Origin of the sequence: Rhodococcus (subgen. Prescottella) equi (genome assembly GCF_003013675.1) — a bacterium.
Classification (GTDB): Bacteria; Actinomycetota; Actinomycetes; order Mycobacteriales; family Mycobacteriaceae; genus Prescottella; species Prescottella equi.
The window spans coordinates 2,438,314-2,462,009 of sequence record NZ_CP027793.1; the positions used below are offsets into that span (position 1 = coordinate 2,438,314).

The 23,696-nt window shown below is 68.9% G+C and carries 21 protein-coding genes; 11 read left to right on the forward strand and 10 right to left on the reverse strand.

Annotated elements, in window-relative coordinates; translation table 11 throughout:
* Nucleotide 1: 1 nt before the first annotated feature.
* The 5 genes from C7H75_RS11535 (at nucleotide 2) to C7H75_RS11555 (ending at nucleotide 5,729) form a co-directional block, all read left to right on the forward strand.
* On the forward strand, nucleotides 2-880 hold the full coding sequence (locus C7H75_RS11535) for an urea amidolyase associated protein UAAP1 (protein WP_084968694.1): 879 nt from the start codon (nucleotides 2-4) through the stop codon (nucleotides 878-880).
* Nucleotides 877-1,542, forward strand: a complete 666-nt coding sequence (locus C7H75_RS11540) for an urea amidolyase associated protein UAAP2 (RefSeq protein WP_005513508.1) — start codon at nucleotides 877-879, stop codon at nucleotides 1,540-1,542. Before C7H75_RS11535 ends, C7H75_RS11540 begins: the two co-directional genes overlap by 4 nt.
* Nucleotides 1,539-3,524, forward strand: coding sequence for a 5-oxoprolinase/urea amidolyase family protein (locus C7H75_RS11545; protein ID WP_106851367.1), 1,986 nt, complete (start codon nucleotides 1,539-1,541; stop codon nucleotides 3,522-3,524). Before C7H75_RS11540 ends, C7H75_RS11545 begins: the two co-directional genes overlap by 4 nt.
* Before the next feature lie 148 nt (nucleotides 3,525-3,672).
* Nucleotides 3,673-5,157, forward strand: coding sequence for an MFS transporter (locus C7H75_RS11550; RefSeq protein ID WP_005513506.1), 1,485 nt, complete (start codon nucleotides 3,673-3,675; stop codon nucleotides 5,155-5,157).
* Nucleotides 5,158-5,171: 14 nt separating this feature from the next.
* The gene (locus C7H75_RS11555) at nucleotides 5,172-5,729 is read left to right on the forward strand and encodes a TetR/AcrR family transcriptional regulator (RefSeq protein ID WP_022595678.1); all 558 of its coding nucleotides are present in this window, start codon (nucleotides 5,172-5,174) and stop codon (nucleotides 5,727-5,729) included.
* A gap of 60 nt (nucleotides 5,730-5,789) precedes the next feature.
* Here the strand turns inward: C7H75_RS11555 and C7H75_RS11560 are convergent, their stop codons facing one another.
* The 5 genes from C7H75_RS11560 to C7H75_RS11580 form a co-directional block, all read right to left on the reverse strand.
* Entirely contained in the window at nucleotides 5,790-7,091 is a 1,302-nt protein-coding gene (locus C7H75_RS11560) for an HNH endonuclease signature motif containing protein (protein ID WP_106851368.1), read from the reverse strand.
* A 50-nt stretch (nucleotides 7,092-7,141) separates the two neighbouring features.
* Nucleotides 7,142-7,984 carry a F510_1955 family glycosylhydrolase gene (locus tag C7H75_RS11565; RefSeq protein WP_081121752.1) on the reverse strand — a complete coding sequence of 281 codons (843 nt, stop codon included), beginning with the start codon at nucleotides 7,982-7,984 and terminating at the stop codon, nucleotides 7,142-7,144.
* Nucleotides 7,985-8,031: 47 nt separating this feature from the next.
* A complete protein-coding gene (locus C7H75_RS11570) occupies nucleotides 8,032-9,573 on the reverse strand; it encodes a multicopper oxidase family protein (protein ID WP_022595683.1) in 1,542 nt (513 codons plus the stop codon).
* A 130-nt stretch (nucleotides 9,574-9,703) separates the two neighbouring features.
* A complete protein-coding gene (locus tag C7H75_RS11575; protein WP_106851369.1) occupies nucleotides 9,704-10,651 on the reverse strand; it encodes a M56 family metallopeptidase in 948 nt (315 codons plus the stop codon).
* Nucleotides 10,648-11,025, reverse strand: a complete 378-nt coding sequence (locus tag C7H75_RS11580; protein ID WP_005513497.1) for a BlaI/MecI/CopY family transcriptional regulator — start codon at nucleotides 11,023-11,025, stop codon at nucleotides 10,648-10,650. The genes C7H75_RS11575 and C7H75_RS11580 overlap by 4 nt, the downstream gene beginning before the upstream one ends.
* 400 nt (nucleotides 11,026-11,425) lie before the next feature.
* Between C7H75_RS11580 and C7H75_RS11590 the strand changes: the two genes are divergently transcribed.
* Complete coding sequence (locus C7H75_RS11590) at nucleotides 11,426-12,070, forward strand: M23 family metallopeptidase (RefSeq protein WP_022595687.1); 645 nt, start codon at nucleotides 11,426-11,428, stop codon at nucleotides 12,068-12,070.
* An 85-nt stretch (nucleotides 12,071-12,155) separates the two neighbouring features.
* Here the strand turns inward: C7H75_RS11590 and C7H75_RS11595 are convergent, their stop codons facing one another.
* Nucleotides 12,156-12,521, reverse strand: coding sequence for a RidA family protein (locus C7H75_RS11595; RefSeq protein WP_084870656.1), 366 nt, complete (start codon nucleotides 12,519-12,521; stop codon nucleotides 12,156-12,158).
* Between the two features lie 114 nt (nucleotides 12,522-12,635).
* Here C7H75_RS11595 and C7H75_RS11600 point away from each other — a divergent pair, with 114 nt between their 5' ends.
* Nucleotides 12,636-13,661 carry an Rv2578c family radical SAM protein gene (locus C7H75_RS11600; RefSeq protein ID WP_106851370.1) on the forward strand — a complete coding sequence of 342 codons (1,026 nt, stop codon included), beginning with the start codon at nucleotides 12,636-12,638 and terminating at the stop codon, nucleotides 13,659-13,661.
* Nucleotides 13,662-13,682: 21 nt separating this feature from the next.
* On the opposite strand, the gene C7H75_RS11605 is transcribed toward C7H75_RS11600, so the two are convergent.
* On the reverse strand, nucleotides 13,683-14,834 hold the full coding sequence (locus C7H75_RS11605) for an acetyl-CoA C-acetyltransferase (RefSeq protein WP_022595689.1): 1,152 nt from the start codon (nucleotides 14,832-14,834) through the stop codon (nucleotides 13,683-13,685).
* 159 nt (nucleotides 14,835-14,993) lie between these two features.
* On the opposite strand from C7H75_RS11605, the gene C7H75_RS11610 reads away from it, so the two are divergent.
* On the forward strand, nucleotides 14,994-16,157 hold the full coding sequence (locus C7H75_RS11610) for an AI-2E family transporter (protein ID WP_106851371.1): 1,164 nt from the start codon (nucleotides 14,994-14,996) through the stop codon (nucleotides 16,155-16,157).
* 3 nt (nucleotides 16,158-16,160) lie between these two features.
* Here C7H75_RS11610 and C7H75_RS11615 read toward each other — a convergent pair whose 3' ends face one another.
* The gene (locus C7H75_RS11615; protein WP_233281921.1) at nucleotides 16,161-17,675 is read right to left on the reverse strand and encodes an AMP-binding protein; all 1,515 of its coding nucleotides are present in this window, start codon (nucleotides 17,673-17,675) and stop codon (nucleotides 16,161-16,163) included.
* A 67-nt stretch (nucleotides 17,676-17,742) separates the two neighbouring features.
* Complete coding sequence (gene ypfJ / locus C7H75_RS11620) at nucleotides 17,743-18,672, reverse strand: KPN_02809 family neutral zinc metallopeptidase (protein ID WP_081121746.1); 930 nt, start codon at nucleotides 18,670-18,672, stop codon at nucleotides 17,743-17,745.
* Nucleotides 18,673-18,839: 167 nt separating this feature from the next.
* Between ypfJ and aspS the strand changes: the two genes are divergently transcribed.
* Genes aspS through C7H75_RS11635 form a run of 3 tightly spaced genes read left to right on the forward strand, consistent with a single transcriptional unit; the run spans nucleotide 18,840 to nucleotide 22,838 of the window.
* Nucleotides 18,840-20,621, forward strand: a complete 1,782-nt coding sequence (aspS, locus tag C7H75_RS11625) for an aspartate--tRNA ligase (RefSeq protein WP_005513481.1) — start codon at nucleotides 18,840-18,842, stop codon at nucleotides 20,619-20,621.
* 24 nt (nucleotides 20,622-20,645) lie between these two features.
* Nucleotides 20,646-21,611 carry a DUF389 domain-containing protein gene (locus tag C7H75_RS11630; RefSeq protein WP_022595694.1) on the forward strand — a complete coding sequence of 322 codons (966 nt, stop codon included), beginning with the start codon at nucleotides 20,646-20,648 and terminating at the stop codon, nucleotides 21,609-21,611.
* Between the two features lie 48 nt (nucleotides 21,612-21,659).
* A complete protein-coding gene (locus C7H75_RS11635) occupies nucleotides 21,660-22,838 on the forward strand; it encodes a kinase (RefSeq protein ID WP_081121744.1) in 1,179 nt (392 codons plus the stop codon).
* 11 nt (nucleotides 22,839-22,849) lie between these two features.
* On the opposite strand, the gene C7H75_RS11640 is transcribed toward C7H75_RS11635, so the two are convergent.
* Nucleotides 22,850-23,605 carry a TetR/AcrR family transcriptional regulator gene (locus tag C7H75_RS11640; protein ID WP_084844193.1) on the reverse strand — a complete coding sequence of 252 codons (756 nt, stop codon included), beginning with the start codon at nucleotides 23,603-23,605 and terminating at the stop codon, nucleotides 22,850-22,852.
* Nucleotides 23,606-23,696: the final 91 nt, after the last annotated feature.

Here is a 23,696-nt window from a genome sequence, read left to right on the forward strand (position 1 = left end):
AGTGACCGTCCCCGACCTCGTCGAGCAGTCCGACGACACCTCCACCACCGCCACCGCTCGCGCACATGCCCGAGCCCAGGCCGGTACGCGGACCGACGCGATGCCGGTAGTGCCCGCCGCCGACTGTCCGACACCTCCGGAGGGCGTCGCCGCCGAGCGCCTCGTGTGGGCCGAAACCGTTCCCGGCGGCCGGTACGCGTCCAAGGTGCTGGCCCGGGGCACCCGCATCCGGCTACGGGATCTCGAGGGCGACGCCTGCGCCAACGTGCTGCTCTTCCGGGCCGACGCCCCCTGGGAGCGGCTCAACGTGGCCGACACCGTCAAGGTGCCGTGGCAGGCGTACCTCGGCCCCGGGCACCCGTTGCTCTCCGATGCCGGCCGCGTCCTCGCCACCGTCGTCGCCGACACGTCCGGACACCACGACGCACTGTGCGGCACCACCAGTGCCGCCGCGAATCGGGCGCGATACGGCGACGGGGCCCTGCACTCGCCGACGCCCGCCGGGCGGGAATTGTTCACCGTCGCCGCAGCCAAGCACGACCTCGCCCCCCGGGACCTGCCGCCGTCGCTGTCCTTCTTCCACGGCATCCGGGTCGACACCGACGGGGCTCTCGTCAGTACGGGTACCGCCGGTGCCGGGGCGTACGTCGACCTGCTGCTCCATCTGCCGGTGATCGTGTTGGTCGCGAACACCGCGCACCCGCTCGATCCGGCACCGGAGTTCCGCACCACCTCGCTCGAACTCCTCGCCTGGACGGCAGCCGAGGAACTCGACGTCCTCCACAACGACGATCCCGAATACCGGCGCGCCGTCGCCAACACCGAGGACGCCTGGACTGCGCTGCACGGCGCCGTACCGCTCGAAGGAAAGGACGCATGATGACCACCCTGCTCCCCGCCGCCGACCTGGCGCTCGTCCCGGGCGAGATCGTTCTCGACGACACCGTGGCACCCCGCGGCCCGTGGTCCGCCGTCGTGGCCGCAGGCGACGTCCTGACCATCGTCGACCTGCACGGCAACCAGGCGGTCGACACGCTCATCTACGCGGCGGGCGATCACTCCCGCCGCTATTCGGCGGCCGCTACGGTCGTCGGGCAGCGCAACCTGTTCCTCACCACCGGCAGCGTGCTGCGCTCGGACGACGCGAGCCCGCTCATGACGATCGTCGCCGACGAGGTCGGCAACCACGACACGGTCGGCGGTGCCTGCTCACAGGAGTCGAACACGCTGCGCTACGGCCACCACACCAAGCACCAGCACGCGTGCGTCGAGAACTTCCTCGTCGAGGGCGCCCGCTGGGGTCTCGGTAAGCGCGACCTGGTCTCGAACATCAACTTCTTCATGAACGTGCCGGTCGATCCCGACGGTGCCCTGGGCATCGTCGACGGCCTCTCGGCCCCGGGCAAGCGCCTTGCGCTCCGTGCCGACGTCGACGCGTTGGTACTGGTGTCGAACTGTCCGCAGATCAACAACCCGTGCAACGGCTTCGATCCCACTGCCGTCCGCATGATCGTCACTCGCCCCCGGGAGGTGCAGCCATGACCGCCAAGTGCACGGTGCTCCGGCCGGGAATGGGCACCACCGTCCAGGACTATCCCGGTCGGACCGGCTACTGGCAGATCGGGGTACCCCCGTCGGGCCCGATGGACGACCTGTCCTTCCGTCTCGGCAACGTCGCAGTCGGAAACGCCGAGGGTGCGGCAGGATTCGAAGCCGTCATGGCCGGGCCCGCGCTGCGGTTCGACGAGCCGACGCACGTATGTGTCACCGGTGCGCCGACCACCGTCACCGTGGACGGTGCCGTGGTCCCGCAGTGGCGGCCGGTGCGGGTGCCGGCCGGGGGAGTGCTCGACGTCGGGGCCGTGTCCGGTCCCGGGCTTCGCGTCTACGTCCTGATCGCGGGCGGCATCGAAGTTCCCGAATTCCTCGGTAGCGCCTCGACGTTCACCCTCGGCCGATTCGGTGGCCTCGACGGGCGAACCTTGCGCGAGGGCGATGTACTGGCCCTCGGCGACACGCCGACGTCCGCACCGACTGCGGTCCCGGCCGGTTCCGTTCCGGCCCTGTCGCAGCGCTGGGAGCTCGCAGTGACCGAGGGACCCCACGGCGCCCCGGAGTTCTTCACCCGCGCCGACATCGACGCGCTGTACCGCACCGACTACGAGGTGCACTTCAACTCCGACCGAACCGGGGTGCGCCTGAGCGGCCCGCGGCCCGACTGGGCCCGTCCGGACGGCGGCGAGGCCGGGTTGCACCCGTCGAACATCCACGACAACGCCTATTCGATCGGTGCTCTGGACTTCACCGGGGACACACCGATCCTGCTCGGCCCCGACGGGCCCAGTCTCGGCGGATTCGTCTGCCCGGTCACGGTGGTCGCGGCCGACCGGTGGAAGCTCGGGCAGCTCGCGCCGGGCAACACGGTGCGATTCGTTCCGGTCCGCGCCGATCGAGCGGCGTCGCGGCGGGACCTCGGTCTCGGACGCCGAGCCGGACTGCCGGCGGTGCTGTCGGCGGGAGGCGACGGCGACGACGGTGTGCTCGCCAGGCGGGACGGCGACACCGCCGTCACGTATCGCCGATCGGGCGACGACAACGTGCTCGTCGAATACGGCGACATGACACTCGACCTGGCGCTGCGGGCGCGGGTGCACGCGCTGCACCAGCGGCTCGAAACCGAACGGCCGGCCGGCCTGCTCGACCTGACGCCCGGCATCCGGTCGCTGCAGGTGCGGGTGGACCCGGACGTCCTGCCGGTTCCGAGGCTGCTCGGCCTGTTGGCCGAGGCCGAGGACCAGCTCCCCGCCGCGAACGAGTTGGTCGTTCCCAGCCGAACCGTGCGGATGCCGCTGTCGTGGGACGACCCGGCGACCCGCGAGGCGATCGCGCGCTACATGCACGGGGTGCGCGCGGACGCGCCGTGGTGCCCGTGGAACATCGAGTTCATCCGCCGCATGAACGGACTCGACTCGGTGAACGACGTGTTCGACACCGTGTTCGGGGCCGACTATCTCGTCCTGGGCCTCGGCGACGTGTATCTGGGAGCGCCGGTCGCGACGCCGCTCGATCCGCGGCACCGGCTGGTCACCACCAAGTACAACCCGGCCCGCACCTGGACGCCGGAGAACGCGGTGGGCATCGGCGGTGCGTACCTGTGCATCTACGGGATGGAGGGGCCGGGCGGCTACCAGTTCGTCGGCCGCACCACGCAGGTGTGGAACCACCGGCACCCGCAGTCGTCGGGTCCGTTCGAGGACGGCACGCCGTGGCTGCTGCGCTTCTTCGACCGGATCTCCTGGTATCCGGTGGAACCCGACGAGTTGCTCGATCTGCGAGCCGATCTCGCGGCCGGACGAGGAGCCGGGGGGATCGAGATCGCCGACGGTCGGTTCTCGTTGGCCGAGCACGAGCAGTTCCTCACCGACAACGCGGACTCGATCGCGGCGTTCCGGGCGAGCCAGGCGGTCGCGTTCGCCGAAGAGCGACGCCGGTGGGCCGATGCCGGCGAGTTCGCCCGCGTCTGAGGACTCGATCACATCTCCCTCGTAGCGGGACGGCGATTTGCCCGCTGGGGTGAATGGGTGTTCACTCATAGGTGAACGCTCATTCACCCCGGTCGTCAGAGGCTGCCCGCAGGCCCGCCGACCGGCTCGTACGTCCGGAGATGATCCATTGGCAGCACGACCCCTCGCCACCGCGCTCCCCGGGGAGCAGGCGTCGCCGCGTCGCTCCAGCGCCCTGATGACCGCGGTGCTGTGTCTGTGCGGCACCCTCGTCTCGCTGCAGCAGACACTCGTCGTACCGCTCCTCCCGGACCTGCGTCACATCCTCGACGTCAGTGCCGACAACGCATTCTGGCTGGTCACGATCACGCTGCTGAGTGCGGCGGTAGCCACCCCGATCGTCTCGCGCCTGGCCGACATGGTCGGGAAGAAGCGCATGATGATGGTGTCGATGTCGGTGATGGTGAGCGGCTCGCTGCTCGCAGCGATCGGCGGCACCTTCGTCACGGTGCTGATCGGGCGCGGCATGCAGGGATTCGCTTCGTCGCTCATCGCGGTCGGCATCGGCATCCTGCGGGACGAACTGCCTCGCGAGAAGGTGCCCGCAGCGACGGCGCTGATGAGTGCGACGCTCGGTATGGGTAGCGCGCTGGGGCTTCCGCTGGCCGGCGTGATCTATCCGCACCTGGGCTGGCACGCGATCTTCTGGATCTCCGCGGCGGCGGGTGCCGTGATGCTCGCTGCTGTCGCGTTCGTCGTGCCCGAATCGAAGGTCCGCTCGCCCGGCCGGTTCGACATCCTCGGCGCCGTCATCCTGTCGGTGGCGCTCACCGCTCTGCTTCTCGGGATCTCCAAGGGCGGCGCGTGGGGCTGGGGCAGCACCCGCACGCTGGGCTGCTTCGCCCTCGCGGCGGTGGTACTGGCGATCTGGATCCCGTACCAGCTGCGAGTCACCGACCCGATGGTGAATCTGCGAACGTCAGCACGTCGCCCGGTGCTGCTGACGAACATCGCGTCGATGATCGTCGGATTCGCGATGTTCGCGAACATGCTCGCGACCACCCAACAGCTCCAGATGCCGGAGAGCACCGGCTACGGATTCGGACTCAGCGTGCTGACGGCTGGACTGTGCATGGTTCCGGCGGGCATGTCGATGGTGGTGTTCTCGCCGCTGTCCGCGAAGATCACCGTCCGATTCGGTGCCCGTACCACCCTCATCACCGGTGCGCTGATCCTCGCGGCGGCCTACGTCATCCGGTTCTCCTTCAACGGGTCCATCGCCCTGATCATCCTGGGCGCGATGGTCGTCAACATCGGTACCGCGATCACCTACTCGGCCATGCCGATCCTCATCATGCAATCCGTGCCGATCACCGAGACCGCCGCGTCGAACGGGCTGAACTCGCTGGTGCGGTCGATCGGCACGTCGACGTCCAGTGCGGTCGTGACCGCTTTGTTGACGGCGATGACGATGGACATCGCGGGCGTTCACCTCCCGACGCTCGACGCGTTCCGCGCGGTGTTCGCGGTGGCCTTCGCGATGGCGATGCTCGCGGCCGCGGTGGCGTGGTTCATCCCGCGGATGCCGCGCAAGGTGCCCGTCTCCACGGTGGTCGAGGCTGCAGCCGAGGCCCGGGCGGAGACCGCGTCGTGACTAGGGTGGGGGCCGTGACCGGAAAGTCCACGCGCGACAACATCATCGACGCGGCCCGTCGGCTGTTCGCCGAGCGTGGCTACACGTCCACGACGATCAAGGACGTCGCCGAACTGGCCGGCTATTCACCTGCAATGGTGATGAAGATGATGGGCAGCAAGGCCGAGTTGTACAAGGCGGCGGCGCCGACCTTGCCGTCGGTCGCCGACGATCCGCATTTCTGCGAACACGAGTCACCCGGATATCGATTGGTGCGCAACATCGTCGAACGCCGTGACGGCGACGAGTCCGAGCCGTGGGTGATGATGCCGCTGCTGATCCACGAGGCGCCCGACCGCGCGGCGGCTCAGGCCGACGCGCGCGAGCGCTACATCCGTGGCATCGCAGGCAAGATCGGCGACACCTCCGACGACAAACTGCCGACCCAGATGGTCGTCGCCGTGCTGCTCGGCCTCGCGAGCGGCATCCGAACGATGGGAATCCTGTCGGCGGACGTACTCGACTCCGAGGATCTCGTCAGCCGCTACGGCGCGGTGGTCCAGTCGATCATCGACGGAATCGAGGCGCCGTAACCTCGGCCTTACGGGTATCCCGCGACAGCCGGCACCCTGTTTCGGATGCCGGCTGCCGCGTCATGCGGCGTGTGGTCCCGCCCGGTTGTGGGCGGGGACGGGTTTCTTGTAGGGGTCGACGGTGCTGGGTGGGGTGAACCACGGCTTTCTGTCGACGCCGATTTTCACTTCCCAGTGGGAGTGGTGCAGCAAGGTGTGGTGGTAGCGGCAGAGTAGGACGAGGTTGTCGAGGTCGGTGGGGCCGCCGTCTGCCCAGTGCTTTACGTGGTGGCCTTCGCAGTGGGCGGGTGGTGTGCCGCAGCCGGGGAAGGCGCAGCCGTGGTCGCGGGCGATCAACGCCCGGCGTTGTTTCTTCGATACGGTCCTGCTGGTGCGGCCGAGATTCAGGGGGACGCCGTCGTCCATGACGATGGGGGTGAGGTGGCAGTCGCAGGCGAGCCGCCGGGCGGTGGCAATGGAGAGCGGTCCCGTGTGGGGTAGGCGTGCGATGTCTTTGTCGCCGAACAGGTCCGAATCGCCGTCTGGATTCACCCACTCGTGAGCCGACTGGCTGCGGGCGAGGTCGGCGGCGTTCACATGGAGTGACAGGTGGGGCCGCTCGCCGCCCTCGATCGGGGCTTCGCCGGAGTCGAGGTAGCGGCGCAGGATCTCCGCGAAGGCATCGGCTCGCTGACGTGCCGGAGTCCGTTTCTCGGCGGGGTCGTCGAGAAGATTCCGTGGTTTGGTCAACGCCGAGAGTGCGGTCAGGAGCATCTCGCCGGTGACGGCGTCGAGGTCACCTTTGACCGCGACGCGGCCGTTCAGGGTTTTGGAGGCGTGGAATTCGTTGCGCTCGGTGTCTTCGCTGGGTGGGAGTTCGTCGGATTCGAAGATCCGCTCGAGCCGTGAGATGCAGGTGCGGACGGTCGTGGTGGTGGCGGTGGGTCCGGACGCGGCGTCCAGCAACACTTTCCGGCACGAATTTAGCGCTTCCACGGGCATGCCGCGGGGTGGGGTCTCGCAGAACTTCCCGATCAACGCCGCGTGCTCGGCCGATACATCGCCGGCGTTGAAGGCGTCGGCGATCTCGGGCTGCCGGCCGAGCATCCTGCCCAATGCGAGGATCCGTGCCGCGGCCGGCACTTCCAACAGTGAGTTCGCAGCCAACCACTGCTTGACACTGCGAAATCCGAGGGTGTCGAACGAGACCGCACGCGCATCGACTTCGGCGGCCATCGCTACCCGCAACGCTTGGAGCCGTTCGATCTCACGGCAGACGTCGGCCATGCCCTGCACAAGAGCCGCTTCGGCGAGCGATCCCACGTCGTCAGGCCGCAGCGAAGCGGCTGCGATGCCCGAATTGTTGAGTCCCCCCGGATTCATGATACGAGCCTAGTTCGAACGAATGTTCGAGTCAACCAGGCGCGGACCGTTCAGCGCAGGGTGTGTAGTTCCTGCGCGGTCGCCGCGTACGCGGTGTCGTAGTCGAGCGCCGTGAGGGCCTCGACATCACCGACCCGGGTGAACTCCTCCCACGCGCGTCCGTCCCGGCTGCGCCATGCGTTGCCGTCGACGTCCATGCCCCACAGGGCGCCGTCGGTCCCCGCCGAGACCAGTCCGAGCCGCGGTGCGCCCGGCGTGGGGGCGAACGTGCGGGCGCCGTCGGTGCTGAGCAGCAGGCCGTCCGGGGTGGCCGCCCAGATGCCGGCTTCGGTCACCGCCAACGCGGATACCCCGATCGCCGCACCGTCGGCCCACGTCGCACCGTCGTCCGCGGATACCCGGATGCCCGACGAGGTGTCGAAGCCGGCGAGTACGTTGCCGTCACTGGCAAGGGCGTGGAAGTCGACCTCACCGACGAGGGACCGGGACTCCCACGTCACTCCGCCATCGGTGCTTCGCGCCAGGCCCAGCGGATCGGGAGCGTCGCTCGAGGGCCCCGGGTGTCCCGACGAGAACAGGGTGTCGGTGCCGGGTACTCCGCTGAGGCCCATCAGATCGTCGTCCGATGTCCCGACCCGCGTCGTGTTCCCGGACGGTGCCAGTGCGAGCAGGCCGGAATGCGTTCCGGCGAGAACTGTTCCGTCGGCGTCGACGTGCAGGCCGTGCAGATGGTCCAGCTCGGGGCTCAGCGGCATGGTCGTCAGTCGTGGATTGGGCGCCGGCGGGGTGGTCGTCTCGGCATCGGCCGTCGTCTTCGTGTCGGTGGTGCACCCGGCCACGGCCAGGGCCGCCGCGGCGATCAGGGGCAGTGCGGCGGTGCGGAATCGCGCCATCAGTAACTTCTCCGTCCTCGGGATGGGTGTGGGGCGGGAATCGTCGATCAGTCGACGTAGGAGAGGACGGTCATCATTCCCGCCTCACCGTGATAGAGGTTGTGGCAGTGGATCATCCACTGGCCCGGATTGGTCGCGTCGAGGTCGACCTCCACCGTCTGTCCGGGAAGCACGAGCGAGGTGTCCTTGCGTGCACCTGCCCCCGATCGGTCCACCACCTGATAGGTGTGGCCGTGCACGTGCATCGGGTGGAACATCATGGTGCCGTTGACGAAACGCAGCCGCACACGCTCACCCTCGGTGACCTCGAGTGGGGTGTGATCGCCGTAGGTCTCGCCGTTGACGGTCCACGTGTATCCCGACATCTCCATTCCGAGAATCAGGTCGTGGGTGCGGTCGGGCGCGCGGGCCGCGAGCCGGACGTCGGCGGGCGCTCGCAGCTGCGCGCCGGTCACCGGATTCGCGGTCAACTCCGTCGGCCGGGCATCGGGGCCGGGGGTTTCGCCGGCGCCGGTCCGCAGGACAGCGAGCGCATGTCCGTTCTTGCCCTCGGCGGAGGCGACGATCGGGAAGGCCCCGTCGCCGAGTGTGACGGTCACGTCGAATCGTTCGCCCATGCTGATCAGCACGGACTCCGCCTCGAGAGGTTCGACCCGGTAGCCGTCGCTGTGGGTCACCGTCATCCGGTGTCCGCCGACCGCGAACCGGAACGCTGTGTCCGCAGCCGCGTTGACGATCCGCAACCGGATGCGTTGGCCGGGACGGCCCGCGACGTTGGCCGGGTCGAGCACCGTGCGTCCGTTGATCAGGTAGTACGGATAGTTGACGTCCCCCGCGTCCGTCCCCAGCGGGTTCCCCGGATCGGCGCGCATGCCCATACCGCCCATGCCCATTCCACCCATCGCCCCGTGGTCCATGCCGCTCATCCCGGGCATGCCCTCCCGGCGCAGAGTCGCGAGCTGCTCGTCCGGGGTACCGGCGACCCCGTCGAGCCAGTCGTCGAGGACGAGGACCGCCTCGAGGTCGTAGTCCGCGCCGTCGTCGGGATCCTCGACGATCAGCGGCGCGTAGAGTCCGCGGTCCAACTGCATTCCGACGTGCGGATGGAACCAGTGGGTTCCGGCGTCGGGAACGGTGAACTCGTAGCGGAACGAGTCCCCGGGCCGGACCGCCGCCTGTGTCAGTTCGGGCACCCCGTCCATGTCGTTGCGCAGGGCGATTCCGTGCCAGTGCACCGTCGACTCGTCGGGAAGTTCGTTGGCGAAGTCGACGCTGAGGACGTCGCCCCGGCGGGCGCGGATCTCGGGGCCCGGCACGCGTCCGTCGTAAGCCCACGTGTCCACGACGACGCCGCCGAGGTCGATGCGTTCGGGGCGTGCGCGCAGCGTGACGGCGACGGTGCGGCCGGTACCGCTGCGTCGGGCGTTCTCGGCAGCAGTCACGGCGGACGCGCCCGATCCCACTGCTGTCGTCGTCGAGGTGCCGGAGCCGCACGCGGTGGCGACCGCGGCCGCGCCGATGCCTCCGGCGAGCAGCATGAAGCGGCGCCGCGAGATGCCGTGCTGCAGGTGGTTGTTCCGTTCGATCATCGGGGCTCCTGAACATGGCGATCGTGCGACCACCGAAAACTACTGACCTACTTAGTAGGTTAGTAGAAGGCGAAGCGAAGAGCCCCGTAGCGTGGCCCGAGTCACCCGCGGGTGTCGCCGATCGGAGGGGTCAGAACACTGCGGTGATGCACAGCATCCGGCCGGCGAGGGCCAGCGCAGTGGCGGCGAGGGGGAGGGCCGCGAGGAGTGCGATCGCCGCTCCGAGCTGCGCACGGTTACGGAGTCGGTCGGCCCGATCCGCCGGCGAGGCGAGCCTCCCGGCTCGGTCCAGGACCGCGACGTTCCCGGCGCCCACCGCGCCGTCGGGGACGGGGCCGGCGCCCGCGAGAGCGACGAGCCCGTGCAACAGCATGCGCGGTTCGTGAGTACGCATCGCCTGATCGTCCGCGCACATCTCGAGCAGCCGGGCGACATCCGCCGCACCCGCCGTGAAGATGGAGACCCGCGGCGCGGTGTCGGCAAGGGCGCGCACGACGGCCAGGAGTTGCGGGTGCCGCCCGTCGAGGTGCGCGCGCTCGTGCGCGAGTACCGCGTCGAGTTGCGGATGATCGAGCGCGTCGAGGGCTCCTCGCGTCACGACGATGGCGTGGGGGCGCCCCGGCACGCAGTAAGCGGCCCGCTCCGGTGCATCGAGCACGACGGCGTCGACGCCGGCGATCCTGCGCCCCACCATCCGGGCGGAACGCGCGTGGTGGAAAGTGACCCGGCGACGCGCAGCGAGGTTGCGCGTCAACTGCACGCCGGCGAAGGTGAGCGTTCCGCCCGCAGCGAGCGCCACCACGGTCGTCGCAAACTGTGCGGCGGGCGCGCTGTGCACCCCGGACACTGCCTGCACGAGATGCTCGCAGGCGTCCACGATCGACCGCCCGACGACCGCCTCCGCGATGACGGCGACGACACTCACCACCGCCGCGAGCACCGTGGTGGCGATGGCGGCCAGCCAGGCGGCCACACCGAGCCGGGGTGCGATGCCGCTGCGGGTCAGGCGCGGCAGGATGCGCGGGGCGACGACGGCGACGGTGACGGCATACGCCGCCAGGCACGCCGCCGCGCTCATCCGGCGTCTCCCCGGGAAGTGAAGCGGTCGAGCGCGATACGCAGGCTCGCCGACTGCTCCTCGGACATCTGCTCGATGAAATGAGTGAGTACCAGATCCGAGCGTCCGCCGTCGTCGAAGGCGTCACGCATCAGTCGGGCGGTGTGCTGCTCGCGGGTGAGGACCGGCCAGTAGCTGAATGCCTTGCCGACGCGTTCACGCTCGAGCCAGCCCTTACGGTGCAGATTGTCCATCGTGGACATCACCGTGGTGTACGCGATCGAACGCTCCTGCGCGAGCTCGTCGAAGACCTGTCGAACCGTGGCGGCGGCACCGCGATCCCACAATCGGTCCATCACGACGGCCTCGAGCTCGCCGAATCCGCGCACACGCACACATTCCTCCCGTTATCGTCGCCCTCAGGATACGACGCCGGGTGAGGTCCGGTCGCCGCGCTGAACGTGTGGCAAGGAATCGCCGCCCGCGATTCCGACGCTTTGCTCCGCCTGCACACGTGGGCGCGGATGGCCCGACGGCGTTGGCCGTCCTTATGTCGCGAGAGGCGGATCTCCACGTCATGCAACTCATGCAAGCGTCTCCACTGTGGGAGGGCCCGGCCGGCCTCTCGAACAGCTCTCGGAGGTCGATTCGAGGGATCGGCACCGCGATGCCCGTCGCCGTTGGAGTTGCGCCGGTGGCTCGGATGTGGGACTTCTTCGTGTCGTGGATTCGTGACGAGTTCGTATCCGCTGTGGCTCTACCGATCTGATCTAACGTTCGATGAAAGGGAGTGGGATGGCGGGTTCCAAGTGGCGCTTGGGGGTTCGGCGCATGGTGGCCGGGGTCGTGGCGGCTGCAGGCCTCACGGCCGGAGTCGCGGTGATGTCCGCCCCGGCCGCATCGGCGCAACCGGCGCTACCGCCGTTGCCCAGCTCGTCCGAGATCACCGGTCTCATCGACCAGGCGACGTCGCTGGTCGGAACCGTCTCCGGTGCCATCCAGAGCATTCAGAACCTGGACTTCGGGTCCAGCTCCGGACTGCCGCTCGGCAGCCTCGGCCTCGGTGGGGTCGGGCGCCCGGCGTCGGGGCCGATCTCGCAGCGCTTCGGCGGAGGCCACATGGGCATCGACATCGCGGCGCCGATGCGTTCGCCGATCCTCGCGGCAGCCGACGGCGTCGTCATCGACTCCGGCCCCGCCTCGGGATTCGGGCTGTGGATCCGGATCCGTCACAACGACGGCACGGTGACCACGTACGGCCACAACGATGTCAACTTCGTCAAGGTCGGACAGCGGGTGTCGGTGGGCCAGCAGATCGGTCTGGTCGGAAGCCGAGGCCAGTCGACGGGCCCGCACCTGCACTTCGAGGTGGACCTGCCGGGGTGGATCAAGATCGACCCCATCCCGTGGCTCGCCGCGCGCGGCGTCATCATGTTCTGAGGTCCTCGTCTCTCGTCGACACCCGCGGAACGACGCGGGCCGCCCGCCGAGTGGTTCTCGGCAGGCGGCCCCGGGCGGAGGGTGATCAGTCGGCGACGACGGCGTCGGCCTCGATCTCGATCAGAAGATCGGGGTCGATGAGGGCGCTCACCTCGAGGATCGTCGTGGCGGGACGGATCTCACCGAACACCTCGCCGTGCGCCAGGGCGGCCTCCTCCCACTTGCTCATGTCACGCAGGTACATGCGGGTGCGGATGACGTCCGAGAGGGACGCACCGGCCTCGGTGAGGGACGCTGCGATGGTCGCCAGGGCGCCGCGGGTCTGCTCCTCGAGGGTGGCGCCGGGAGAGGTGGTTCCGGAGACGGCGACCTGGTTGCCGATCCGCACGGCACGCGAGTAGCCGATCTTGGGCTCCCACTCGGAACCGGACGAGATGTTCTTTCTGGTCATGGCGAGAATTGTGACAGTCGCGTGTTTCCGGCATGTTCCCCGCCCGCCGATTTCCTCGAACGTCCATTCGAAGTTGCGGTTGACAGCGATTCGCACGCGTGTTCGACTGGATGCATGAGGTGGCAGGGGCAGACAATCGACACCGACGATGGTGCGCTCCCGGGACTCGAGCGGGCCGGGCTGGTACGCAGCGTCCAGACTCCCGAGTTCGAGGGCATCACGTTCCACGAGGTGCTGTGCAAGAGTGCGCTGAACAAGGTGCCCGAGGCGTCAGCGCTTCCGTTCCAGTTCACCGTCAACACGTTTCGCGGTTGCACGCACGCGTGCCGGTACTGCTTCGCGCGTCCCACGCACGAGTACCTGGATCTGGACGCCGGCAGCGACTTCGATTCGCAGGTCGTCGTGAAGATGAACGTCGCCGCGGTGCTGCGCAAGGAACTTGCGCGGCGATCGTGGAAGCGTGAGCACGTCGCTCTGGGTACCAACACGGATCCGTATCAGCGGGCCGAGGGGCGCTACCGGTTGATGCCCGCGATCATCGGGGCGCTCACCGAGTCGGACACGCCGTTCTCGATCCTCACCAAGGGCACGCTGCTGCGCCGGGATCTGCCGATGCTGCGGCAGGCCGCCGAGCGCGTCTCGGTCGGCATCGGGGTCTCCCTCGCGATCCACGATCCCGAACTGCAGAAGGCCGTCGAACCCGGTACGCCCTCACCACGGGCGCGCCTGGATCTGATCCGGTCGGTCACCGACGCGGGCCTGCCCTGCAATGTCATGGTGGCGCCGGTCATTCCCTACCTGACCGACTCGACCGCGCACCTCGACGGGTTGCTCTGCGCGATCGCCGACGCGGGGGCCACGGGTGTCACGATCTTTCCCATGCACCTGCGTGGCAGCACGCGCGGATGGTTCCTGAACTGGCTCGCCTCCGAGCATCCGGCGCTGGTGCGGAGGTACCGGCAGTTGTACGGCCGCGGTGCCTACGTCGCACCCGAGTACAAGACGTGGCTGCGAGCGCGCGTCGAGCCCATGGTCGAGAAGTACGGGCTGGGTGCACGATCCGAGCACCGCGACGCACCCACTCCGGAGCGGCGTGAGCTCGCCACGGCCGGCACGGGGCCCGCGCTCACCCTGTTCTGAGGGAGCGCGGGCGCAGCGGGGTCAGCCGAGGCGTTCGACGATCAGGACGTTCGCGGTTCCGCCGCCCTCGCACATCGTCTGCAAACCGAATCGTCCACCCGTGCGTTCGAGTTCGTGCAGCAGGGTGGCGAACAGCTTCGTGCCCGACGCACCCAGCGGATGTCCGAGCGCGATGCCCCCTCCGTTGACGTTGACGCGGTCCGGGTCCGCCCCGGTCTCGGCGATCCAGGCCAGCACGACGGAAGCGAACGCCTCGTTGACCTCGAACGCGTCGAAGTCGTCGATCCGCATTCCGGTCTTGCGGAGCGCATACTCCGTGGCCGGAATCGGCGCGCTGAGCATGAAGATGGGGTCCGCTCCCCGGACGCTGAGGTGGTGGATGCGTGCCCGCGGTGTCAGGTCGTGCGCCTTCACCGCGGCCTCCGAGGCGACGAGGACTGCGCTGGCTCCGTCCGAGATCTGGCTGGCCAGCGCTGCCGTCAGGGTGCCGCCGGGCCGCAGGGTGGGCAACTTCGCCATCGCCTCCAGGCTGGTGTCGCGTGGGCATTCGTCGATGGTGAAGTCGCCGACCGGAACCGTCTCGCTCGCGAATCGTCCCTCGGCGATCGCCGCCTGCGCCCGTTCGTGACTGCGCAGCGCCCAGCGCTCCATCTCCACGCGGCTGATGCCCCACTTGTCGGCGATCAGTTCGGCGCCGTGGAACTGCGAGACCTCCTGGTCGCCGTAGCGACGCCGCCACTGCGCCGAGCCGGAGAACGGATCCTCGAAGCCGAACTCGCGACCGACGGTCATGGCCGCGGAGATCGGAATCCGGCTCATGCTCTGCACCCCGCCCGCCAGGATGAGGTCCGAGGCCCCGCTCATCACCGCCTGCGCGGCGAAGTGCAGCGCCTGCTGGCTCGACCCGCACTGCCGGTCGACCGTCGTGCCAGGCACCTCCTCGGGGAGTCCGGCGGCCAGCCAGGACGTGCGGGCGATGTTCCCGGCCTGCCCGCCGATCGCATCGACGCACCCGAAGACGACGTCGTCGACGGCTGCGGGGTCGACGGAAGTTCGGTTCATCGCGGCCCGGATGACGTCGGCGCCCAGATCGATCGGGTGGACGGCCGCGAGCGCTCCGTTCCTTCTCCCGATCGGGGTGCGAACGGCATCGATGATGTACGCCTCGGTCATGGGAAGCTCCTCGCCGTTAATCAGGTAGATAATTAATCTATACAGGAGGTGGTGGGGCACGTCCAGCCTCGACTCGGCTGTCGCAACCTCCCCGCCCGATCTCGCTGCGACGGGTAGGTTCCGCGATAGACCGGCAACCGAGATGGGGCGGAGGGCGCGATGGGTGGGGAGGAGGCGCGGGCCGACGCCGAGGGCCGGGCCGCGACCGGTCGCGGCAGCCGACGAGCCGACCTGCGTTCACTGCGGGTGGCGATCGTCTACATCCTGCTCGCGGTCGCCGCCTACCAGGTCTCGGGTTGGCTGTTCCACCACATCCGGGACTTCCTCGGCATGCTGTTCCTCGCGTGGCTGGCCAGCGTCACCATCGAGCCCGTCGTCGACCGGCTCGAACGCACCGGTATGCGCCGCGGACTCGGAACCGGCCTCGTGCTGTTCGGGACGATCGTGTTCGCGATCGGATTCATCGCGATCTTCGGGGCGCTCCTGGCCGAACAGCTCGCGCAGCTGCTCGGAGCCCTACCCGACGCCCTGACCCGCGTGACCGATTGGGCCAACCGCAAATTCGGCACCGACTTCGCCACCGGCAAGGACCTCATCAACATCACGCCGGAGACGGTCCGGGATCTCGCCGAGAAGTACACGCCCGGTGTGCTGGGCGTCGTCTCGACGCTCGTCGGGGTGATCTTCCAGGCCGCGACGGTGCTGCTGTTCGTCTTCTACATGTCCGCGCAGGGCCCGCAGTTGCGCCGCACCATCTCCAGTTGGTTCCCGGCCCGTCAGCAGAAGGTGATCGCTTCGGTCTGGGAGATCTCCGTCGACAAGGCCGGCGGGTACGTGGTGTCGCGCGTCATCCTCGCGGCGTTCAGTGCGGTCGCCACCGGCATCTTCTTCCTGATCATCGGTGTCCCGTACTGGCTTCCGCTGGCGATCTGGACGGGCGTCGTCTCGCAGTTCATTCCGACGCTCGGCACGTACCTGGCGATCGGGCTGCCGGCCGTCATCGCTGCCGCCGCGCAGCCCCTGGACGCGGTGTGGGTGATCCTGTTCGGCACCGCCTACCAGCAGATCGAGAACTACATCCTCCACCCCCGGATCACCTCGCGCACCGTGTCGATCCATCCCGCGGTGGCGTTCGGGTCGGTGATCGTCGGCGCCTCGCTCTTCGGCGCCATCGGTGCGCTGGTGTCGGTGCCGGTGGTCGCGGTCATCCAGGCGATCGTCGAAACCTACGGCCACCGATACGAACTCGTCCAGGAAGTCGACGGTGGGCCGGACCGGGCCGCCGGGTCCGATGACGACGACGAGAACCGGGACGGCGAGTGATCCTCAGCGCTGCGGCCAGTAGGGCGCTCGCAACACCCGCTTGGTGAGTTTGCCCATCGGCGAGCGGCCGAGGTCGTCCCGGAATTCGATACTGCGCGGAACCTTGTAGCCCGCCAGCGAGGCACGGCAGTGCTCGACGAGATCTGCGACATCCGGCGTCCGCTCGCGGGGAACGACCAACGCGTGCACCGACTCGCCCATGTCGGCGTCGGGCACCCCGATCACCGCGGCATCCGCGACACCCGGGTGAGTGACCAGCACGTTTTCGATCTCGGCGGGATAGATGTTGACTCCGCCGGAGATGATCATGTCGGTCTCGCGATCGGTGATGAACACGAAGCCCTCGTCGTCGACGTAGCCGACGTCGCCCAGAGTGAACAGCCCCGGCCGGACGAGCGCGTCCGACGTCTTCTGCGCGGCGTTGAGATACGCGACGGACCGCCCGTCGCGCTCCTCGAATGCGAGCCTGCCCTCGACGCCGGCCGGGAGCTCGTTGCCGTCGGCGTCCACCGCGACGGCCCGGACGAACGGCGGGCGGACCTGCCCGACGCTGCCCGGACGTCGAAGCCAGTCGGCCGACGAGATCCCGCACAGTGGGCCGGATTCGCTACCGCCGTACGAATCGAACAGGACGGGTCCGAACCAGTCGATCATCGCCTGCTTGACATCACGAGGGCATGCGGCACCGGTGTGGGTGACGAGCTTCAGCGAGCCGACGTCGTAGCGGTCGCGGACCTCGTCGGGCAGCGACAACAGCCGGTGGAAGTGTGTCGGCACCATGAGCGACGTCGCGATGCGGTACCGGTCGACGGCCGCGAGGACCGACTCGGCGTCGAACCGTTCCAGCACGGTGACCGGCATGCCGCACGCGACGAGACGCACGCCGGCGAGCGGGCCGGTGTGGTGCAGCGGACCCACCACGAGGTGACCCGGCCACTGGGCGAGCGGCAGGGACCGCATCGAGCGCACGTACGCGTCCACCGTCGTACCCGGGACCGGGCTGCCCGCAAGCGCGTTGACGCCCTTCGGGATCCCGGTGGTGCCCGACGTGTAGGACAGGAAGGGCAGAGCCGGGACGTCCGACGGCGGGTCGTCGTCCGACGCCGCCGCGAGCCACCCCGTCCACGGTGTCACCGCGCCCGTGTCGCAGCGCCAGCCGACCACCAGCGGCACTCCCGCGAGGCGCGCCGCCTCGGCCCCGACCGCAGCGGTCTCCGGGCCGACGAACAGAACCGTTGCATGCGAATCCTCGAGGATGTATGCCAGTTCCGGTGCCGTCAGATGGAAACTCACAGGAACGGGGGAGCAGCCCGCATGGATGATCCCGGCGTGGGCGAGGACGGTCTCGGCCGAGTTGCGGGCGAACACCGCCACCCGTCGCTCCGGGCCCGGCCCGCTGTCGCGCAGTGCGTTCGCGATCCTGTTCACCGTGCGGTCGACGTCCCGCCAGGACAGCTCGACGCGGTCGTCACGCAGCGCCACCTCGCTGGGGGCCTCGAGTGCGCGCTCACGATGCACGATCGCCAAGGGAAGCCTCCGGGAACTGTCGTCGAATGTCGGTCCCGCACAGGCTAGGCGGCGCGGGTCAGCGCAGCGCGGGCGGACTGTCCAGGTCCCGGGCCGCGTAGGTGTCGCACGCCGCGACCTTGCCGGAGTCCAAGCCTGCGGCGAACCACTTCTGCCGCTGCTCCGACGACCCGTGCGTCCACCCTTCGGGGTTGACCCGAGCGCCGGCCGACCGCTGGATCCGGTCGTCGCCGACTGCGGAGGCGGCCGACAGCGCGTCGCGGACATCGGCGTCGGTCAACGGCTCCAGGAACGGCCGCGAGCTGTCGGGGCCGGGTTGGTTCGACGCGTAGTGCGCCCACAGTCCGGCATAGCAGTCGGCCTGCAGTTCGGTGCGCACCGCCAGCGACGCCGCACCGCGCGGATCCTGTTGTGCCCGGCCGATGTCGCCGAGCTGGTTCTGGATGTGATGCCCGAACTCGTGCGCAACGACGTACTCCTGCGCGAGCGGGCCGGCATTCGCGCCGTACCGGTCGACGAGCAACTGGAAGAAGCTGGTGTCGAAGTAGGCCGTCGAATCGGCGGGGCAGTAGAACGGGCCGACGTCGCTCGTGGCGTAACCGCATCCGGTGTCGATCGCGCCGGAGAAGAGCCGAACCTTCGGCGCCTCGTACCTGACGCCGGTCTGGGTGGGCAGCTGTGCGCCCCAGACGGCGTCGAGACTCTCCGCGGTCCCGGCCACTCGGCAGCCGACGTCCCGGTTCGCGTCGACGCCGAACTCACAGTTCTCCAGACCGGAGCCGCCGACCGCGCTCGTGCCGGCGTCGTACGGCCCGTCCGTCGCGCCGAGAAGCGACCCCGGATCGCCGCCGAGGAGCAGCGCGAGGACGAGGACTATCAGGCCACCCGCGCCACCGCCGAGCACGTACTTCCCGCCGCGTCGACCGCCTCCGCCACCTCCGACGGAAACTCGGTCGGCGTTGATCGGGACGTCGTCGTTGAACGTCATCGCGTTGGCTCCCTGTCCGAATCCGTGTGTGCCGGTCGTAACAGCATTCCAGCAATCCGGGCGTGCGTTTCCGGTAACACGAGGTGCCTCCGTAGGATCGCAGCAACAGAACACCGTGCCGTACGCACGGATCGACCACTGTGCTGGATGTTTGTGAAAGGAATCCCGTGCTGCGCACCCACCTGGCAGGCTCGCTACGACCCGAGCACGCTGAGCAGACCGTCACCCTCACCGGCTGGGTGGCCCGGCGGCGCGATCACGGCGGAGTGATCTTCATCGATCTCCGTGATGCTTCGGGCGTTTCCCAGGTGGTGTTCCGTGCCGGCGACGTACTCGAGCAGGCGCATCGACTGCGCGCCGAGTACTGCGTCAAGGTCACCGGCAAGGTCGAGGTGCGTCCCGAGGGCAACCAGAACTTCGAGATCCCCACCGGTGCCATCGAGGTCAACGCGACGGAGCTCGAGGTGCTGAACGAGAGCGCCCCGCTGCCGTTCCAGCTCGACGACCAGGCGGGCGAGGAAGCCCGCCTGAAGTACCGCTACCTGGATCTGCGCCGGGAGGGCCCGGGCCGCGCGATCCGGCTGCGTTCGAAGGCCAACGCCGCTGCGCGGGCCGTGCTGGCCCACCACGAGTTCGTCGAGGTCGAGACCCCGACCCTCACCCGCTCGACGCCGGAGGGTGCGCGTGACTTCCTCGTGCCCGCACGCCTGCAGCCGGGTAGCTTCTACGCGCTGCCGCAGAGCCCGCAGCTGTTCAAACAGCTGCTGATGGTCGGTGGCATCGAGCGCTACTACCAGATCGCGCGCTGCTACCGCGACGAGGACTTCCGCGCCGACCGCCAGCCCGAGTTCACTCAGCTCGACATCGAGATGAGCTTCGTGACGCAGGAGGACGTGATCCTCCTCGCCGAGGAGATCCTGCACGCGGTGTGGAAGCTCATCGGCCACGAGATCAGCACGCCGATCGCCCGGATGACCTACGCCGAGGCGATGCGCCGGTTCGGATCCGACAAGCCGGACCTGCGGTTCGACATCGAACTCGTCGAATGCATGGACTTCTTCAAGGACACGACGTTCCGCGTCTTCCAGGCGGAGTACGTCGGCGCGGTCGTGATGCCGGGTGGCGCGAGCCAGCCCCGCAAGCAGCTCGACGCCTGGCAGGAATGGGCCAAGCAGCGCGGCGCGAAGGGTCTGGCGTACGTCCTGGTGGGTGAGGACGGCACGCTCGGCGGCCCGGTCGCCAAGAACCTCACCGATGCCGAGCGCGACGGTCTGGCCGCCCACGTCGGCGCGAAGCCGGGCGACTGCATCTTCTTCGCGGCCGGCGCAACCAAGCCGATGCGCGCGCTGCTCGGCGCGGCTCGCGGCGAGATCGCCCGTAAGCAGAACCTCATCGATCCGGACGCGTGGGCGTTCGTGTGGATCGTCGACGCACCGATGTTCGAGCCCACCGCCGACGCCACCGCGAGCGGTGACGTGGCCCTCGGGTACAGCGCGTGGACCGCGGTCCACCACGCCTTCACCTCGCCCAAGCCGGAGTCGATCGATACGTTCGACACCGACCCGGGCAAGGCCCTGGCCTACGCCTACGACATCGTCTGCAACGGCAACGAGATCGGCGGCGGTTCGATTCGTATCCACCGCAAGGACATCCAGGAACGCGTCTTCAAGGTGATGGGCATCTCCCACGAGGAGGCCGAGGAGAAGTTCGGCTTCCTACTCGATGCCTTCGCGTTCGGCGCCCCGCCGCACGGCGGCATCGCGTTCGGTTGGGACCGCATCACCGCGCTCCTCGCGGGAGTCGATTCGATCCGCGAGGTCATCGCCTTCCCGAAGTCGGGAGGCGGCGTCGACCCGCTCACCGACGCGCCCGCACCCATTACCGAACTCCAGCGCAAGGAATCCGGCATCGACGCCAAGCCCGAACCTGCGGCAGCCGAGTCCGAGTAGGACACCGGGGCGGGGGGAACACACGTGCTGCATCTGCGCGTGATCTGTCCGGCGGACTTCACCGACGAGGTTCTCGCACTGCTCGAGGAGGAGCCCGGCGCCACCCACATCACGGTGGCGCGGGGCTCCGCAGTGGAGCCCGCCGGTGACGTGGTCCAGGCGGACATCGCGCGCGAGTCGGCCAACGAAGTGCTCGATCAACTCCACGCGCTGCGAATGGAACACATCGGCGCCATCACGTTGGTGCCGACGGAGACGGTGCTCTCGGATTCGGCGCGGGCGGCCGAACAAGCGGCTCCCGGCGACCCGGACGACACGGTCGTCTGGGAGGAACTGATCTCCCGGACCCGCGAGGAGTCGACGCTCAACGTCACGTTCCTGGCGTTCCTCACCATTGCGTGTCTGCTGGCGTCGGTGGGCATCGTGACGGACTCGCCGGTGACGATCGTGGGGGCGATGGTGGTGGGGCCGGAATTCGGACCACTCGCCGCGCTCGCGGTCGCAGTCGCCCGCAGGAAGTTCAGCCTGGCCCGCCGTTCCTTGATCGCGTTGGTGGCCGGCTTTCCGTTCGCCATCGCCGTCACGGTGGCGTGCACGCTGATAGCCAAGTTGCTGGGCTGGGTCGACCTCGCGACGATCGAGGACCTGCACCAGGTCGACTTCATCTACCGGGTCGGACTGTCGTCGTTCATCGTCGCCCTGCTCGCCGGCGCCGCGGGCATGCTGGCCCTCGTCTCCGCGAAGTCGGCGGCGCTGGTCGGCGTGTTCATCTCGGTGACGACGGTCCCCGCGGCCGGTTTCACGGCGGTTGCCGCCACCCTCGGCGAGTGGCGGGTGGCGGCGATGTCGGCGCTCCAGCTCGGCGTCAATCTGACCGGAATTGTGATCGCGGCCATCGCGGTGCTGCTCCTCCAGCAGACGCGCACGCGTCGTGACCGAGCTGCAACACACAATATTCCCAGGTCAGCGCCCTGGGCGCCGCGTTCCTGATCCCGAATGCCCGGCCTCGAACGAGTCGGCCAGGTAGGTTGGGGGGCGATGACCGCAATATTGGCGGAACCCCTCTCCGAGGTCGTTGCCGCAGCCGAGAAGTTGCTCGCCCGTCGCACGGGCGCCGCTGTCCGACTCGTCGACCCAGTCGATCTCGGGGGGAGCGGCCGCACGATCGTGCTCCGAGTCCGCGTCGCCGAGAACCCGTTCTCCCTGCCCCGGACGCTCGTTCTCAAGCAGGTACGCGAATCGTCCCGCAAGGCGGCCGACCCGCGGCGGATCGAGTTCGACGGCGTCGACGACAACTCCGTCGATGTCGCCTTCCTGCGGGAAGCGGTGTCGTACCAGTTCGCCACGGCGCTCGCTACGGAGAATCGGCCCGGCGCGGAGCTGCTCGCCTACGACTTCGAGACGCGCCTGCTCGTTCTCGGCGACCTCGGCGATTCCACGCCGTTCGCGACGCTGCTCAAGCACTCCGATCCCGACTCGGTCACGAACTCGCTGATGGCGATGGCGCAGGCCCTCGGCCGGATGCACGCGGCCACGGTGGGTCGCGAAGAGGACTTCACGGCGCTGCTGCGGCGCGCCGAGGTGGCCCATTGCGGAGATGTGGTCGCGGAGCAGGCCGCAGCCTCGCTCGAGACGGTGCCGGCGCTGCTGGCCGAGCAGCTCGGGGTCGAGGTCTCGCCGGCCGTGCTCGACGTCGCGGCCCGGGCCGGCAAGCTGTTCGGCGGGGGCCGATTCCGCGCCTTCAGTCCGTCGGATCTGTGCCCGGACAACATCATCGTGAACGACGAGGGTGTCCGCTTCCTGGACTACGAATGGGGCGGCTTCCGCGACGCCACCCTCGATCTGGCTTACGCGCTCGTCTCGTTCCCCGCCTGTCTGTGCAGCATCGAGTTGTCGTACGAGCGGGCGCGGGCGATGACCGAGGCCTGGCGCGCCGAGGTCGTCGGTATGTGGCCAGCCCTCGCGGACGACGACTTCCTCACCGAGCGCGTTCTCGACGCCCAGCTCGTGTGGGTGTGGCTGAGCACCTTCCTGTTCCTGCCGGAGGATTACACGCGCATCGCGGCCGTGCGGGGCCACCAGCTCTCCGCGCCGCGAGCCGAGGCTCTGCAGGCGCGATGGGGGAGCCTGGCGACGTTCGCGGAGCAGACCGGCCACGAGGCCGTTGCGGAGCACGCCACGCAGGTCCTCGCGCGTCTGCGCGAACGCATGCGCTGACCGACAGCTCGTCAGCCGGCGTCCGCGGAGTCTTCCCGATCCGAGGCGCCGGCGACCAGCAGCTCGACGGAGCGACGCAGGTTCTCTCGTGCCGCCTGTTCCATGCTGGGCACACCACCGCCGGGAGCCCCGTGTCCGAGCCCGCTCGCAAGAGGGAATCTCTCGGCGAAGTCGGGCGCGGCCGCGGCCAGTGCCTCCAGACGGGGATTCCACGACGGTTCTCCGGCGTCCTCGCCGGCCGACCGCGCGCGCCTCGCATCGACGATCGTCCGTGCGGCCGCGGCGGGAAGCGAGTACGCCGACGAGGCGATCGCCACGATGTCCCGGCGATCGAAGCCGTAGGGCACGAGTGTGCCGAGGAGAAGCTCGAAGGCCTGCTGCTGATGGGGTCCGAGCACCGGGCGGGCGGGCGCGATGTCGAGTAGCCACGGGTGGGCGAGATAGAGCTCCAGGAGCCGCTCGGTCCATTCGATCACCGAAACCGGGGCCGCCGTCCCGAACTCTCGGTGGGCCCGGTCGTACATCAGGTCGAGCAGTTCGTCCTTCCCGTCGACGTAGGTGTAGAGCGCCATCGCGCTACATCCGAGGCGCTTGCCGATCGCGCGCAGCGGCACCGCGGTGTCACCGCGTTCGTCGGCGATCGCGGTGGCGGTGTCGATGATCGCGGCAAGCGTCAGACCCGTCTGTGAGGTGTGCTCCTCGCCCGGGGGCGTCCACAACATCGACATCGTCCGGGACACACGCGGGTGTGCGGCCGTCGTGCCCATCCATCTCCTTACACTGTAAAGACTGCAGGTAGTAATCACTTTACAACGTAAACCCCGATTGTGTGGAGGCTGGCCGAATTGTGTCCGTTCG